Genomic DNA, 14,730 nt, shown 5'->3' on the forward strand with positions numbered 1-14,730 from the left:
CATTCGCGAGCAGGCTCGCTCCGACATTTGACCGCGTTCTCAAGGTGGATACGGTTCAGTGTGGGAGCCTGCTCGCGATAGCGTCAGATCAAACACCGCTAAACAGCAGTCTTGAACCCCTCCTCCCGCTGCAACGCCCGAGCCTGAATCACATCCAGTATTGCGCAACCTTCGCGCATCAGCAGATGCACCGCCCGGGTGACGCGGGTCAGGTCGCAGTCGGAAATGCCTGTGAGATTGAGGCTGGACAAGGTATCCGTCAGATCGCGAACCACGGTGAAGCGGTGCATGGCGCAAGCGGCCATGTCGCTGAGTTCTTTGTGGGTGTTGATGAAGAGCACCGGGTTTTCGGCGTCGTAGGTGTCGATGGGAAGGTAGCGTGGCATGACTTGGTCGAACATTGAGGTAGCTCCTGATTAATGAGTTTTCCTAGGTTATCGACCGGCCAAGATCGTCGCGAAATTTGCCGCGAGCCGGAACTATAAAGGGCTGTGCTGGAGCGCCGCAACGGGAGACTCTGTCAGAAACTTCCGAAGATTTTGTGGGTAGCTCGATGATCGTTCCCACGCTCTGCGTGGGAACGCAGCCCGGGACGCTCTGCGTCCCTTCCGCAGCCGAACGCGGAGCGTCCGTTGAGGCATTCCCACGCGGAGCATGGGAACGATCTACGTGGTGATTCATGAGCGCGTGATGCTCGGACTGGCTCGCGAAACGCTCAATCATCCTCATGCAATTTGATCCCGCGTTTATGCAGCACGTACGGAACCAGCAGCACCAGCAGCGTCAGCGCCAGGAGCGAGGCGGCGATGGGTTGCGTCACAAATATCATCCAGTCGCCCTGGCTGATCGACAAGGCGTTGCGCAGTTGTTTTTCCGCCATCGGGCCCAGCAGCATACCGACGATCACCGGGGCGACGGGGAAATCGAAACGCCGCATCAACACCCCGGCCCAGCCGATGGCCAACATCAGAAACAGGTCGAACGTCGAGTGGCGCATGCCGTACACGCCGATGGTCGCGAATACCAGAATGCCGGCGTTCAGGTATGGCCGGGGGATCTGCAGGAGCTTGACCCACAGGCCCACCAATGGAAGGTTCAGCACCAGCAGAATGGCGTTGCCGATGTACAAGGAAGCCACCAGGGTCCAGACCAGTTCGCCCGAGGTCTGGAACAGCAGCGGCCCCGGTTGCAGGTTGTAGTTCTGGAACGCGGCCAACAGAATCGCCGCGGTGGCCGAGGTCGGGATGCCCAGGGTCAGCAACGGCACCAGCGAACCGGTGGCGCTGGCATTGTTGGCCGCCTCGGGGCCGGCGACACCTTCGATGGCGCCCTCGCCTTTGCTGGCCGCGAACTCTTTCGGGTATTTGCTGAGTTTGCGTTCGGTCGAATAAGACAGGAATGTCGGAATTTCCGCGCCACCGGCCGGAATGGAGCCGAAGGGAAAACCGATCAGGGTGCCCCGTAGCCACGCGGGGATCGAGCGTTTCCAGTCGGCGCGGGTCATCCACAACGAGGTCAAGCGATGTCGGCTGGCCGTTTCTTCCTTTTGGTAGAGCACGCTGTACAACGCCTCTCCGACGGCAAACAACCCCACCGCGACGAGCACCACTTCGATGCCATCGACCAACTCGGGCACCTCCAGGGTGTAGCGAGCTATGCCTGAGGTCGAGTCCAGACCGATCAAGCCGATGGTCAGTCCGATCCCCAACGAAACGAAGCCGCGCAGCATCGACGCACCGAGCACCGCCGACACCGTGGTGAAGGCCAGCACCAGAATCGCGAAATACTCCGCCGGCCCGAACTTCAGTGCCAGTGTGGCTACGAGTGGAGCGAACAAGGTCAGCAAGATTGTCGCAATGGTGCCAGCCACGAATGAGCCGATAGCAGCCGTCGCCAAGGCGGGGCCTGCGCGCCCGTTGCGGGCCATGAGGTTGCCTTCCAGGGCCGTGACCATGGAGGACGACTCACCCGGGGTGTTGAGCAGAATCGAGGTGGTGGAGCCGCCAAACTGAGCGCCGTAATAGATGCCGGCAAACATGATCAGCGCGCCGGTAGGATCGACCTTGGCGGTAATCGGCAGCAGCAGCGCGACCGTCAGTGCCGGCCCGATCCCCGGCAAAACACCGATCGCGGTACCCAGCAGGCAGCCGATAAAGCCCCACATCAGATTGATTGGCGCCAACGCGGCACCAAAGCCGGTTGCCAGACTCGCGAGAATGTCCACCTTGTCGACCTCCTTCGGCCTGGATCAGATCCAGGCGTTGACCAGGGGCGGAAGGGAAACCCCTAGCCCGGCGGTGAAAAGCCAGTAGATCGGCAGCGTCAGGGCGATGCCGATGGCCAGGTCCCGCAGTGGGCTGCGACTGCCAAAACCTCGTGCAGAACAGGCAAACAGCAGTGCCGCAGCCAAGACGAAGCCGATGTATGTAATGAGCAAGGCAACGCCCACCAGCCCCGCCGTGACCCAGGTTGCGCCGAGCTTGCCGCCGGGCAGAGCCTGGGTGGTCTCATGGTCGTCGGGAAGGTTGCGAAAACCACCGGTGAGCGCCTGATAGCACATCAACAGACCGACGACGCCCAGAAACGCCGCGACGGCGTAGGGATAGACGTACGCCGCCATGATGACGAAGCCCATTTCGGCCGGAAACCGCGAGGCGCCGAACGCCAATACCGCGCTGATGACGACGATACTGACGCCAATCGCCAATTGGGTCGGCATGACTCTCCAGCGCCCGGCCATCTCAAAGCAGCCCGACCTTGACCAGCATTGCGCGCAGGCGCCCATGTTCTTCTTCGACGAATTTGCCGAAATCATCCCCGGTCAGAATGCTCGGTGACCATGCATTGGTTTTTACGTTTTCTTGCCATACGTTGCTTTTGGTGGCGGTCAGGACGGCTTCGGTCAGCTCTTTGCGCTGTTCGGGCGTCAGGCCCGCTGCGCCGTAAACGCCACGCCAGTTGCCAATCGTCACGTCATAGCCGCTTTCTTTAAGGGTCGGTGCATCGATGCCCTCTACGCGGTTGGGTGCGCCGATGGCGAGTAAGCGGAACTGCTTGGACTGCACGTATTTGGCAAGCTCCGCGTAGCCGCCGGTGATCACCGTGATGTGCCCCCCCAGCACCGCGGCAACGACTTCACCGCCCCCGGCGAAGGCAACGTAATTCACCTTGTTGACGGGAATGTCCATTTTGCTCGCCAGTTCGGCGATGCCGATGTGGTCGATCGAACCCTTGGAGCCGCCGCCCCATTTGATGCTGGACGGGTTGGCCTTGAAGTCTTTGAGCAAGTCGCTCAGGGTTTTGTACGGGGAGTCGTCACGCACGGCAATCACGTTGTATTCGGTAAACAGCCGGGCGATCGGTGTCACGTCCTTCAAGGTAATCTGCGGTTTATTCTGCTCGATGGCCGTGACCATGATCGCTCCGACCACGAGCAGGGCATTGGCGTCGCCCTTGGTGCCGTTGGCAAACTGCGCCAACCCCAGGGTGCCACCGGCGCCGCCCTTGTTCTCGAAGGTAGCGGACTTTGCCGTTTTCGCCTCGACCATGGCTTTGCCCAGGACGCGTGCGGTCTGGTCATAACCACCACCGACCGAACCCGGGGCCATGAACTTGACGGTGTCCAGCGCAAAAACCGGTGATGCGAGCGCGGCGGCGGTAATGAAAACGGCGAGGTTGCTGCTGAATCGACGGGCCAATGCAAACATGAGTCGTCTCCGGATAGCTGTTCTTGTTGTTTTCGATCAGGGAAGAGCCCCTGTTCGTTGAACATGCGTCTGGAAATAAGCGTAGGTCATAGTTGTGTTGTTGGCGGTATTTCAATGGCCTGCCCGCCGCCACTACTCCTACGAAAAAAACAGCACATCGACTCAATATTCCAGCCCGAATCTACGCAACCATGGCCTCGCGAATCATCCCTCACTTCATCCGTAAGGACATTCACCATGGCCATTGCAAAAGCAGTTCCCGGCAAAACCCTGCTGACCCCGACCGACCACACCCTGATCATGATCGATCACCAGTCGCAGATGTCGTTTGCAACCAAGTCCATCGATGCCGTCACCCTGCGCAATAACGCGGCCCTCGTCGCCAAGGCCGCAAGGGGCTTCAAGGTATCGACCATCCTCACCACCGTCGCCGAGAAGAGTTTTTCCGGCCCGATTTTCGACGAAATCAAATCGGTATTCCCGGAACACAAGGTGATCGACCGCACCAGCATGAACACCTGGGAGGACGAGCGTATTGCCGTCGAAGTCAACGCAGCCGGCAAGCAGAAAATCGTTCTGGCCGGCCTGTGGACTTCCGTGTGCATCGTTGGCCCGGCCCTTTCGGCGATTGACCAGGGTTTCGAGGTCTACGTGATTGCCGACGCCTGTGGCGATGTCACCACCGAGGCGCATGAAATGGCCTTGCAACGCATGATCCAGATCGGTGCCCGTCCCATGACATCGCTGCAGTACTTGCTTGAACTCCAGCGCGACTGGGCACGTACCGAGACTTACGATGAGACGGTGAAAACCTCCATCGCCAACGGCGGTGCCTATGGCCTGGGCCTGATCTACGCCAAGACCATGTTCAACGCCTCTGAAGGCCATTAAGCAAAAAGCAGCGACTCTCGGCATTCTGGAGTCGCAGCCCTTTTGGTGTTTGATCCATGATGTATGGAGCCCGGGCCTGAACTTCATGACGAGTTCAGGGGCAGAGGGATCGACGGCACTCACGCGCCCAAGTGCGGCGCCTATAACCCGTTCGATGCATGAAGTACTGCTGTTAATTTTGGCGAAGGCGCTAAGTCATACGAATACAATTATTTCAAACCAGATACCCTGCAATCAAAAACTGCAGGGTATCGCATCTCGATAAAATGCAGCAGGCGATGGATTGTTTTTTTGTAGATTTGTTAAAGCACTTAGTAGCGATATTGAAAAGTATAGCAAACAACCAAACCTTTCTCAGTAACACCTATTTCATCAAGCGTATTCTTTCCCCAGATGTAGTTACCTTTACCGTTGTCCATTATATTTGGAAGCCCCATATTCCTAAGCTCTTGAGCTATTTGGGTGAACGGTTTACCTTCAGCTTTGGTCTTAAATGGCGTGACATTCTTAAAATATTGTAGCGTAGACTCCCAACCCTTTCTCATTAAAAGACTTTGACCACATCTCTGTTCTATTTGGTGAATTAGAGCCAACCCCGTCGTTTTGGCAGTATCAACAGAGAGTTCATATTGAACTCCATGCTCCGGTTCATTAGGAGGCTTGGAACTACCTCCTCCGAACAGTCCAGAAAATTCGGCCGCCAGAGGCCCTGATACATTATCGCCATGTCCGACACGGACATAAACGCTGATTTTAGAGAGAGACATAAAAACTCCTTTTAATTCCCAGGAATATCAGAATTACTGCAACCTTGTTATAAATGACACCCATAAACGTTTCCACTGTCAAAAATGATAGTTCTGATAAGTGGTCAAGCGCCCAAGTGATCTATATCACGAAGTAATCGTGCGAAAGGGAAAACGCAAAATGGCGGAAGGCAGCCGGAGTCGAACCTGCCCGGGAACGGATGCCGTCCCCAACCGGGTTTGAAGCCCGGCCGCGCCACCGGGCGCGATTGCCTTCCTTGAACTCAGTCTGCTGTGCGTTGAGCCAGTGCATTGTCGAGCCGAATGTGGCGCCGGTCGCCAAAGCGTCGGGTCAGGCCGATTCGGTCGAAGTACTCAAGAATCTGAATGCTGCGCTTGCGCCCCAGGCCCACGGCATCGCGAAATGCGGTGACCTGAATCACCGGGTCATCGCTGGCCAATTGCACCAGCATAGCCGCCAATCGGCGCAGCAGCGTGTCGGTGTAGAACAGGTCACGAACCACTTGATGCACCAACCCCAGTCGCGCCATCTTGCGCAGCAGCAGGCGTACGGCGGCCTCTTCATGGCCCGTCGATTTCGCCAGATCACGCACCCACGGCGGATCGAAACCCGCCTGTTCGAACAGCGGCTGTAATTGTTGCCACAGGGTTTCGTCATCCTCGCTCAACCGCACTTGGTGATCGGGCAAATGCAGCCAGGGGCCGCTGGCGACAATCGTGCCGCTGGCCAGTAATTCGTCGAGCAGACTGATAAAGGTCGGCCGATCCAGCGCGGTGCCGGCGAAGCGACGCAGGCGATCCCTGTCCGGTCCCATTTGGTCCGGTTCGAGTTGATGAAAGCGTGCGAGGTGTTCCAGCAGCGGCGCTTTCAGGGCTTCCCAGCGGGCAGCGCTGAACAGCAACGGCCCCTGCCGCGTATCGATCAAGCGCACGTCATCGGGCAACTCCCAGCTATCGCGCGGGCGATTGAACTGGCGCTCCAGACGCTGCGGATCCAGCCCGGTGTCGCTGTTGGCCAGCAGCGTCGGCAGTGCTTGCTCCAGGCTGTTCGTGGTGGCCAGCGTCTGTAGCTGCGCCAATCGTTCGGGGCTGCGGCGGTGTCGGGCCGGGGCGAACGGATCAAGTACCCGGCCACCGCCAAGGGTGCGTTGGGCGCTTTGATCCCGCAGGATCAAACGGTCGCCCTTCACCGCCAGCACCGGCGCGTTCACCAGCAGTTGCGCGAACATCTGCGCTCCCGGTGCCAGGCTAGCGCCCTCCAGCAACGCCACTCGCCCGGTGACGTCCTGAGTGCCGAGGTGCACGTGCACCGGTTGAAAGTGCTCGAAGCTTCGCGCCTCGCTGGCCAACAAGGTCATTTGGATATCCAGACGCTGCGTCGGCGCATGCAGCCATTCGGCCAACAGCCAGTGGCCCCGGTGAATCTGCTCCAGGGCCAAACGCTCGGCATTCAGGTTCAGCGCGACTCGCTGCCCGGCCGTTGCGCTGTCAGCCGCCTGGTTCTGCGCATGCAGGCCTCGTACCCTCACCAGTTTGCCCAGCGGACTCAACATCAGCGTATCGCCCACGGTCACCTGGCCGGACAACGCGGTGCCCGTCACCACGATACCGGCGCCAGCCACGCTGAAGGCACGATCAATCGCCAGGCGAAAACCGCCGCTGGCGCTGCGTTGAAGCACCTCATGTTGCGCATCCAGCAAGGCTTGACGCAGTGTCTCGACACCCTCGCCGGTCACACTCGACAACGCGATTTGCGGCGCGTCGGCATACGGTCCGGGTGCCAGTAATGCTTTGATCTGTTCCCGGACGGCTTGCACCCGAGCAGGGTCGACGCGGTCGCATTTGGTGATTGCAATCAGTGCCCGGGGGATGCCCAGCAACTCGACAATCGCCACATGTTCGCGGGTCTGCGGCATGACCCCGTCATCGGCCGCCACCACCAACAACACCAGATCAATGCCCTGAGCGCCGGCCAGCATGTTGTGGGTGAAGCGCTCATGGCCGGGTACGTCGATAAAACCGGTCAGCGCGGCGCCCGGTTCCAGCGTCGCGTAGATGTAGCCGAGGTCGATGGTCATGCCACGTTCACGTTCTTCCCGGCGACGGTCGCCGGCCTGGCCGGTCAATGCCTGGAGCAAGGAGGTCTTGCCGTGATCAATATGCCCCGCGGTGCCGACAATCACCCGTCCCGGCCCTCCTCCTGCAATTGATCGAATGGCGCCAGCTGATTGAGCTGCGCCAGCCACGCGGCTTCGTCGTCCAGTTGGCGCAGGTCCAGCCAAAGCGCATCACCGTCGATGCGCCCGAGCACGGGAATCGGCAGCCGACGAAACCCGGCCTCCAGTCCCAGCAGTCGCCGCCCACGCAGACGTTTGGAAACGTTGGGCCGCAGGCATAACGCAGCGCTGGGCAGTCGCGCCACCGGCTGGCTGCCGCTGCCGATCATGCCCAGCGCCAGCACCGCGCTGACGGTCCAGCCGTCACCCAACACCTGCGCCAGTGACGGTTGCAGGCGTTCGGCCTGGGCGAAGATGTCGGCTTGGGGTCGGGTCAGCAGGCGCAGACTCGGCAGACGTTCGGCCAGCCGATCAGGATCGCGGTACAGCGCCAATACGGCTTCGAGGGCGGCCAGAGTCAGTTTGTCGACCCGCAGCGCGCGCTTGAGCGGGTTCTTCTTGATCTTCGCGATCAGGTCTTTGCGACCGACAATCAACCCGGCCTGGGGACCGCCGAGCAATTTGTCGCCGCTGAAGGTGACGATGTCTGCACCATCAAGCAGCGCCTGGCGCACCGTCGGTTCGGCGGGCAGGCCCCAGCGAGTCAGGTCCAGAAGGCTGCCGCTGCCCAGATCTTCCAGCAGCGGCAACCCGTGCCGGTGAGCCAGCTCGGCCAATTCAGCCGTCGGCACCCGGGCGGTAAAGCCTTCAATGGAATAATTGCTCGCATGTACGCGCATCACCAAACCACTGCGCGGACCGATGGCGGCCTCATAATCCCGCGCATGGGTGCGGTTGGTGGTTCCCACTTCGTGCAGCCGCACTCCGGCGCGAGCCATGATGTCGGGGATGCGGAAGGCGCCGCCGATCTCGATCAGTTCACCACGGGAAATGATGCCTTCCTTGCGTGCGCCCAAACTGTTGAGTGTCAGCAACACGGCGGCGGCATTGTTGTTGACCACGGTCACCGCTTCGGCGCCGGTCAGCTCGCGAATCAACCCTTCGATCAAATCATCCCGGTCGCCGCGCTTGCCACTGTGCAGGTCGAATTCCAGATTGAGCGGATAGCGGGCAGCAAGCTGAACGGCTTCGATAGCCGCCTGCGGCAACAACGCGCGCCCAAGGTTGGTGTGCAGCACCGTGCCGGTGAGGTTGAACACCCGGCGGACCTGGCTGCGATGCTGGATCGCCAGACGCTCGCCCGCCCTGCCCGCCAGTACCTCGGGGGCGATTTCAACGGCAGCGAGTTCACCCTTGAGCACTGGCTCGCGCAAGTCATCGAGCAGTTGCCGCAGGCCGGCCAGCAGCGCGTCACGCCCATAACGCTCGGCCAACGCCTGGCAGGCGGGATGGCGCAGCAAGCTGTCGATGGAGGGCAGCCGCAAGGTTTGGCTGGCGGAGGGTGCGGACATCAGAGGCTCCCGGAAGCGAATGACCGTCGCGTCTGAGTGTAGCCGCTGGGTTCACTGCTCAAGGGGACAGGCTCAGTCGCCTCCGGGTGCCAGCATCAGATTGGGCGATGGGCGCTGATAGCTTTCCTGCTCCAGGCGCATGTCGAGCATCAGGCTGGACAGGTCCGCCGAGAGCGCTTCGGCTTCGGCGTCGTTTTCCAGGTAGATCAGTTTCAGGTAGCTGTTGCAGCCGGGGCAGACTTCCGCCCGCAACGGTGCCTGATTGGCAGCGTGACGGTCATCCTCGAAGCTGACGTATTGAAGCCCCTTGCTCTGTTCGCAATACACGCATTTGACCCGCACCACGTGCCATTCGCAGGCACACAACGAGCACACCAGATAACGCAAACCGTTGTATTTGCCACGATGACGAATCACCCCGGCCATCGCCGGCGAACCGCAGGCCGGGCATTGGCTGAGGCTGTCGCCGCGCTTGAGTTCAAGGTTGGGTGAACTCAGCAGCCAATGGCTCCAGGCGGCTTGCAGCGCTGCACCGAGAAACGGCACCAGTTCTGCCGGCAGCATTGAATACTGGCCGCTGACCAAGGCAATCGCCCACGCTTTGAGCAGCCCCGGGTTGGCACTGCGCAAAGTCGCCACGGCGTTTTCTACCGCCGATTGTGGCGGCGGCTGATAGCGTAGCAACAAGGCTTCGAGAACGGGCAGCCAAACATTTTCGCGCACCAGACTGTCGGCAGCGAATGGTGGCAAGCCATGTTCCACGCACACCCGAAGACGTTCGGGATCGGGCATGGCCGCCGCGGGCGGATCGTCCATCAGGTTCTGTTGAACGTGGCACAGCCCCGCGATCAAGCGCAGATAGTCCGCCATGGGATGTCCGTCGGCCAGGCGTTCCAGGCGCAACGCACGCAAGGTGAATAGATTGTTCGGTGGCAGGTACAGAAACGGCGGTGAACTCGCCGCCGCTTCTATCTGCCCAGGCTCGAGGATCGTGGCCAAGAGGTCATCCTTTTTTGCTGATCGGTGGCTCAGGCGTCTCGTCACCGGTCACTTCGCGGTACCAGAGCCTATGGTGCTTTCTCGCCCAGGCGCGGCTGACCCGGCCATGCACCATGGCGTCGACCGAACCGCGAATCCAGATACCAGCATAGACGTGGACGATGATGCTCAACACCAGGATGAACCCCGCCAACGCATGCAGCAGCATCGCCCAGCGAATACTGGTGATGCCGAAGTACGCACTGAACCAGGCGCGCCAGATCACCAGCCCGCTGAACAGCAGCACCAGCATGCAGATCAGCAACACCCAGAACAGCAGCTTCTGACCCGGGTTGTATTTACCGATGGGCGGCACGCCCTCCTCCTCGTTGCGGATCACATGCCCGACACGCCTGAGCCATAGCCGGTCGTTGGTGCTGAAGTAATTCACCCGCCAGAAGCTGAACACCAGGCCGAGAAACAATACAAACATCACCACGCCCAGGTACGGATGCAAAATGCGCGTCCACGAGCCGCCGCCAAACAGGTTGCTGAGCCAGAACAATCCCGGATGGAACAAGGCCAGCCCCGACAGCGCAGCCATCAGAAACACAATCGCCACCAGCCAATGGTTGGTGCGCTGGTTGGCGGTGTAGCGCAGGATCGGTTTGTCGTTCATGGCCTGTCCTCCCCGCCGGGTTTCGTCGGATCAAAGGTGTGCACCGAGGGATCGAATTCATGCACCGCCGGGTCGATGGTGACTGGATGTTCGTCCTCCTCGACCAGTTGTGGCCCGACGCGCACGTAATGGAAGAACCCGGCCAGCACCGCCGCGCCCATGGCCAGCAACGCCAGGGGTTTGCTCAGGCCTTTCCACAGGTCCACCAACGGACTGATCGCCGGGTGATCCGGCAACCCGGCATACAACCTGGGCGTGTCGGCATGGTGCAGCACATACATGACGTGGGTGCCGCCGACGCCTGCGGGATCATACAAACCGGCGTTTTCGAAACCGCGGCTCTTGAGGTCGACGATACGTTCGGCGGCGTGCTCCTTCATGTCTTCCTTGCTGCCGAACACGATAGCGCCGGTCGGGCAGGTTTTCACGCAGGCCGGCTCCAGCCCCACCGCCACCCGGTCCGAACACAACGTGCACTTATAAGCCTTGTGGTCCTTTTGCGAGATGCGCGGAATGTTGAACGGACAACCGGTGATGCAATACCCGCAGCCGATGCAATGGTCCTGATCGAAATCGACGATGCCGTTGGCGTGCTTGATGATCGCTCCCGGGCTCGGGCACGCCGCCAGGCAGCCGGGTTCGGCGCAGTGCATGCAACCGTCCTTGCGAATCAGCCATTCGAGGTTGCCGGCGTCGGTTTCATGCTCGGTAAAGCGCATCAAGGTCCAGGTGTCTGCGCTGAGGTCTTGAGGGTTGTCGTAGGTGCCGAGGTTGTGACCGACATCGTCGCGCAGCTCGTTCCATTCCGAGCAGGCGACCTGGCAGGCCTTGCAGCCAATGCACTTGGTGGTATCGATCAGCTTGGCCACTTCCTCTTGCGTGCGCACCGAGGGTGGCATGGTGGTGGTGGCCGAACGGGCGATGATGTCTTGGCTGGCCATTTAGACTTTCTCCACGTTGACCAGGAATGACTTGGATTCCGGGGTCTGTGTGTTGCCATCGCCGAGGAACGGCACCAGGGTGTTGGTCAGGTAACCGTGACGGGTGGCGCCGGTGAACCCCCAGTGCAACGGGATACCGATCTGATGCACCACCTGATTGTTGACCTGCAGCGGACGAATCCGCTTGGTCACCACCGCCACCGCTTCGATATGCCCGCGCTTGGAACTGACCCGAACCCGGTCGCCGGCGGCAATCCCCTTCTCCTTGGCCAGCGCCTCGCCGATCTCGACGAACTGCTCGGGCTGGGTTATGGCGTTGATCGGGCAATGCTTGGTCCAGAAGTGGAAGTGTTCGGTCAGCCGGTAGCTGGTCGCCGCATAAGGGAAGTCCTTGGCCTGCCCGAGAGTGTCCCAGACCGAATCGAAAATCCGCCCGGCCGGGTTGCTGGTCGCCTGCTTGTTGTTGGGGTGCATCGGGTTGATGCCGATGGGCGTCTCGAACGGCTCGTAGTGTTCCGGGAACGGCCCTTCGTTCATCTTGTCGAGGGCAAAGAAACGCGCCACGCCTTCGGGGTTCATGATGAACGGGTTCATCCCGGCTTCCGGCGGCACATCGGCCTTGTAGTCGGGCACGTCGGTGCCGGTCCAGACCTTGCCGTTCCACCACACCAGCCGTTTTTTCGCATCCCACGGTTTTCCTTGAGGGTCGCAAGAGGCGCGGTTATAGAGAATCCGCCGGTTTGCCGGCCAGGCCCAGGCCCAGCCCAGGTTCTGCTTCATGCCAAACGGATCGCTGTTGTCACGCCGGGCCATGTTGTTGCCCTGCTCGGTCCAGCTGCCGCAGAAGATCCAGCAACCGGACGCCGTGCTGCCATCGTCCTTGAGTTGGCCGAAGCCGGACAGCTGCTGACCGGCCTTGACCACCGCGCCCGAGGCGTCAGTGACATCGGCGACGGCGTAGCCGTTGAATTCCCGGGCCAGCTCTTCCGGCGTCGGGTCGTCGGGTATTTTGTAGGGCCAGTCGAGCTTGAGAATCGGCTCGGCCCAGGCGCCGCCGTCGGCCTGGTAACGCTTGCGCAGGCGCAAGAACAGCTCGGCCATGATCTTCACGTCCGTGCGCGCCTGCCCTGGGCCGTCGGCCCCCTTCCAGTGCCATTGCAGCCAGCGACCGCTGTTGACCAGCGAACCGTTTTCTTCGGCGAAACAGGTGGTGGGCAGACGGATGACTTCGGTCTGGATGCTGGCCGTTTCCACATCGTTGTAAGGCCCGGCGTTGCGCCAGAACTCCGAGGTTTCGGTGGCCAATGGGTCCATCACCACCAGCCACTTGAGCTTGGCCAGCGCCTTCATCACCCGGTTCTTGTCCGGCAAGGCAGCGATCGGGTTGAAGCCCTGGCACATGTAGCCATTGACCTCGCCCTTGCCCATCATGTCGAACATTTTCAGGATGTCGTAGCCGGGAATGTCCAGCTTGGGCAGCCAGTCGTAGCCCCAGTGATTCTCGGCGGTGGCATTGGCGCCGTACCAGGCTTTCATCAGGCTGACGTGGAACTTGCCGTAGTTCTGCCAGTAGGACATCTGCCCCGGACGCAGCGGCTTGAGGGCACGTTTGGCGATGTAGGCGTTGTAGTCCTGTTCGGCCTCGGCCGGCAGGGTCAGGTAACCGGGCAGCAGGTTGGACAGCAAGCCCAGGTCGGTCAGGCCCTGGATGTTGGAGTGCCCGCGCAGGGCGTTGACGCCCCCGCCCGGCATGCCGACGTTGCCCAGCAGCAGTTGCACCATGGCCGCGCTGCGGATCATCTGCGAGCCGATCGAGTGCTGGGTCCAGCCCAGCGCATAGAGAATCGTCATGGTCTTGCCCGGTTGCGAGCAGGTGGCGATCTCTTCCCAGATTTTCTTCATCGCGTCGGTGGGCATGCCGCAGACCTGACTGGCCAGCTCCAGAGTGTAGCGGCTGTAATGCTGCTTCATTAATTGGTAGACGCAGCGTGGGTCTTGCAGGGTCGGGTCGACTTTGGCGAAACCGTCCTCGCCGATCTCGTAGCCCCAGCCGGACTTGTCGGTATAGATGCGCTTGTTCGCGTCGTAACCGCTGAACAACCCGTCCTCGAAACCGTAGTTGGCCTTGACGATGAACGACACGTCCGTATAGGCGCGCACGTATTCGTGCTGGATCTTGTCTTCGGTCAGCAGGTAATTGATCAGCCCGCCCATAAAGGCAATGTCGGTACCGGTGCGGATCGGCGCGTAATAGTCGGCCACCGAGGCCGTACGGGTGAAACGCGGGTCGACCACAATCAGCCGCGCCTTGTTGTGGGCTTTGGCTTCGGTCACCCATTTGAAACCGCAAGGGTGCGCTTCGGCGGCATTGCCACCCATCACCAGAACCAGATTCGCGTTGGCGATATCGGTCCAGTGGTTGGTCATGGCACCACGGCCATACGTCGGGGCAAGACTTGCCACCGTCGGGCCATGTCAGACACGTGCCTGGTTATCGAACCCCAGCATGCCGAGACTGCGAATCACCTTGTGGGTGATGTAACCCGCTTCGTTGGACGATGCCGACGCCGCGAGGAAACCGGTGGTCAGCCAGCGGTTCACCGTTTGCCCCTGGGCGTTCTTCTCGATGAAGTTGGCGTCGCGGTCGGCCTTCATCAGGTCGGCGATGCGGTCCAGCGCTTCATCCCAGGAGATCCGCGTCCACTCCGTAGTGCCGGGCTTGCGCACCTGCGGGTATTGCAGACGGCTGGGGCTGTGAATGAAATCGAGCAGGCCTGCGCCTTTGGGGCAGAGGGTGCCGCGATTGACGGGGTGGTCGGCATCGCCTTCGATGTGGATGATGCTCTGGGCGACATTCTTCGCGTTATCGCCCTGGCTATACATGATCAAGCCGCAACCGACCGAGCAGTACGGGCAGGTGTTGCGGGTTTCATGGGTATGGGCGAGCTTGAAATGACGCACTTGTTCGGCGAAAGCGGGCGTCGGGGCCATGCCCAGCGCGCCGAGGCTGGAGCCCGCAAGGCCGAGACCAGCGACCTTGAAGAACTGACGACGGTTGAGGTCCATCGTGCACTCCTGATCAGGTGGAAACCCGGTGCGTTGACCGGGTTTTTCTGGACGATCACGGTGACGGCAACGG

12 protein-coding genes and 1 tRNA gene are annotated in these 14,730 nt (G+C 60.8%); 1 reads left to right on the top strand and 12 read right to left on the bottom strand.

What is annotated here, in order from left to right:
• Window positions 1–98 precede the first annotated feature (98 nt).
• From PSH88_RS14910 to PSH88_RS14925, 4 genes are all read right to left on the bottom strand, one after another.
• Window positions 99–401, bottom strand: a complete 303-nt coding sequence (locus tag PSH88_RS14910; RefSeq protein ID WP_305421227.1) for a hypothetical protein — start codon at window positions 399–401, stop codon at window positions 99–101.
• Between the two features lie 314 nt (window positions 402–715).
• The gene (locus PSH88_RS14915; RefSeq protein WP_305421229.1) at window positions 716–2,224 is read right to left on the bottom strand and encodes a tripartite tricarboxylate transporter permease; all 1,509 of its coding nucleotides are present in this window, start codon (window positions 2,222–2,224) and stop codon (window positions 716–718) included.
• 24 nt (window positions 2,225–2,248) lie between these two features.
• Window positions 2,249–2,740 carry a tripartite tricarboxylate transporter TctB family protein gene (locus PSH88_RS14920; RefSeq protein ID WP_305421230.1) on the bottom strand — a complete coding sequence of 164 codons (492 nt, stop codon included), beginning with the start codon at window positions 2,738–2,740 and terminating at the stop codon, window positions 2,249–2,251.
• Window position 2,741: 1 nt separating this feature from the next.
• Window positions 2,742–3,707, bottom strand: a complete 966-nt coding sequence (locus tag PSH88_RS14925) for a tripartite tricarboxylate transporter substrate binding protein (protein ID WP_305421232.1) — start codon at window positions 3,705–3,707, stop codon at window positions 2,742–2,744.
• Window positions 3,708–3,944: 237 nt separating this feature from the next.
• Here PSH88_RS14925 and PSH88_RS14930 point away from each other — a divergent pair, with 237 nt between their 5' ends.
• Window positions 3,945–4,598, top strand: a complete 654-nt coding sequence (locus PSH88_RS14930) for a hydrolase (RefSeq protein WP_123722783.1) — start codon at window positions 3,945–3,947, stop codon at window positions 4,596–4,598.
• A 311-nt stretch (window positions 4,599–4,909) separates the two neighbouring features.
• Here the strand turns inward: PSH88_RS14930 and PSH88_RS14935 are convergent, their stop codons facing one another.
• The 8 genes from PSH88_RS14935 to fdnG all read right to left on the bottom strand — a co-directional run bounded on the left by PSH88_RS14935 (window position 4,910) and on the right by fdnG (window position 14,657).
• On the bottom strand, window positions 4,910–5,365 hold the full coding sequence (locus tag PSH88_RS14935; RefSeq protein WP_305421235.1) for a hypothetical protein: 456 nt from the start codon (window positions 5,363–5,365) through the stop codon (window positions 4,910–4,912).
• A 161-nt stretch (window positions 5,366–5,526) separates the two neighbouring features.
• Window positions 5,527–5,622: transfer RNA gene (locus tag PSH88_RS14940), tRNA-Sec, on the bottom strand.
• A 6-nt stretch (window positions 5,623–5,628) separates the two neighbouring features.
• Entirely contained in the window at window positions 5,629–7,548 is a 1,920-nt protein-coding gene (gene selB / locus PSH88_RS14945; protein ID WP_305421237.1) for a selenocysteine-specific translation elongation factor, read from the bottom strand.
• The gene (selA, locus tag PSH88_RS14950; RefSeq protein ID WP_305421239.1) at window positions 7,545–8,993 is read right to left on the bottom strand and encodes an L-seryl-tRNA(Sec) selenium transferase; all 1,449 of its coding nucleotides are present in this window, start codon (window positions 8,991–8,993) and stop codon (window positions 7,545–7,547) included. The genes selB and selA overlap by 4 nt, the downstream gene beginning before the upstream one ends.
• 72 nt (window positions 8,994–9,065) lie before the next feature.
• On the bottom strand, window positions 9,066–9,992 hold the full coding sequence (fdhE, locus tag PSH88_RS14955) for a formate dehydrogenase accessory protein FdhE (RefSeq protein ID WP_305421240.1): 927 nt from the start codon (window positions 9,990–9,992) through the stop codon (window positions 9,066–9,068).
• 4 nt (window positions 9,993–9,996) lie between these two features.
• Window positions 9,997–10,650: a formate dehydrogenase subunit gamma gene (locus tag PSH88_RS14960; RefSeq protein WP_305421242.1), complete on the bottom strand. Its 654-nt coding sequence runs from the start codon at window positions 10,648–10,650 to the stop codon at window positions 9,997–9,999.
• Window positions 10,647–11,591, bottom strand: coding sequence for a formate dehydrogenase subunit beta (gene fdxH / locus PSH88_RS14965; protein ID WP_305421244.1), 945 nt, complete (start codon window positions 11,589–11,591; stop codon window positions 10,647–10,649). The genes PSH88_RS14960 and fdxH overlap by 4 nt, the downstream gene beginning before the upstream one ends.
• A complete protein-coding gene (fdnG, locus tag PSH88_RS14970) occupies window positions 11,592–14,657 on the bottom strand; it encodes a formate dehydrogenase-N subunit alpha (protein ID WP_305421246.1) in 3,066 nt (1,021 codons plus the stop codon).
• Window positions 14,658–14,730 lie beyond the last annotated feature (73 nt).

The sequence above is a fragment of the Pseudomonas wuhanensis genome (assembly GCF_030687395.1).
GTDB classification, from domain to species: Bacteria; Pseudomonadota; Gammaproteobacteria; order Pseudomonadales; family Pseudomonadaceae; genus Aquipseudomonas; species Aquipseudomonas wuhanensis.

What these genes read in the sequence shown, in the direction of transcription:
- PSH88_RS14910 (WP_305421227.1), bottom strand. Translation starts at nt 401, where the DNA reads ATGTTCGACCAAGTCATGCCACGCTACCTTCCCATCGACACCTACGAC.
- PSH88_RS14925 (WP_305421232.1), bottom strand. Translation starts at nt 3,707, where the DNA reads ATGTTTGCATTGGCCCGTCGATTCAGCAGCAACCTCGCCGTTTTCATT.
- PSH88_RS14935 (WP_305421235.1), bottom strand. Translation starts at nt 5,365, where the DNA reads ATGTCTCTCTCTAAAATCAGCGTTTATGTCCGTGTCGGACATGGCGAT.
- fdxH (WP_305421244.1), bottom strand. Translation starts at nt 11,591, where the DNA reads ATGGCCAGCCAAGACATCATCGCCCGTTCGGCCACCACCACCATGCCA.
- PSH88_RS14930 (WP_123722783.1), top strand. Translation starts at nt 3,945, where the DNA reads ATGGCCATTGCAAAAGCAGTTCCCGGCAAAACCCTGCTGACCCCGACC.
- selA (WP_305421239.1), bottom strand. Translation starts at nt 8,993, where the DNA reads ATGTCCGCACCCTCCGCCAGCCAAACCTTGCGGCTGCCCTCCATCGAC.
- PSH88_RS14960 (WP_305421242.1), bottom strand. Translation starts at nt 10,650, where the DNA reads ATGAACGACAAACCGATCCTGCGCTACACCGCCAACCAGCGCACCAAC.
- PSH88_RS14920 (WP_305421230.1), bottom strand. Translation starts at nt 2,740, where the DNA reads ATGGCCGGGCGCTGGAGAGTCATGCCGACCCAATTGGCGATTGGCGTC.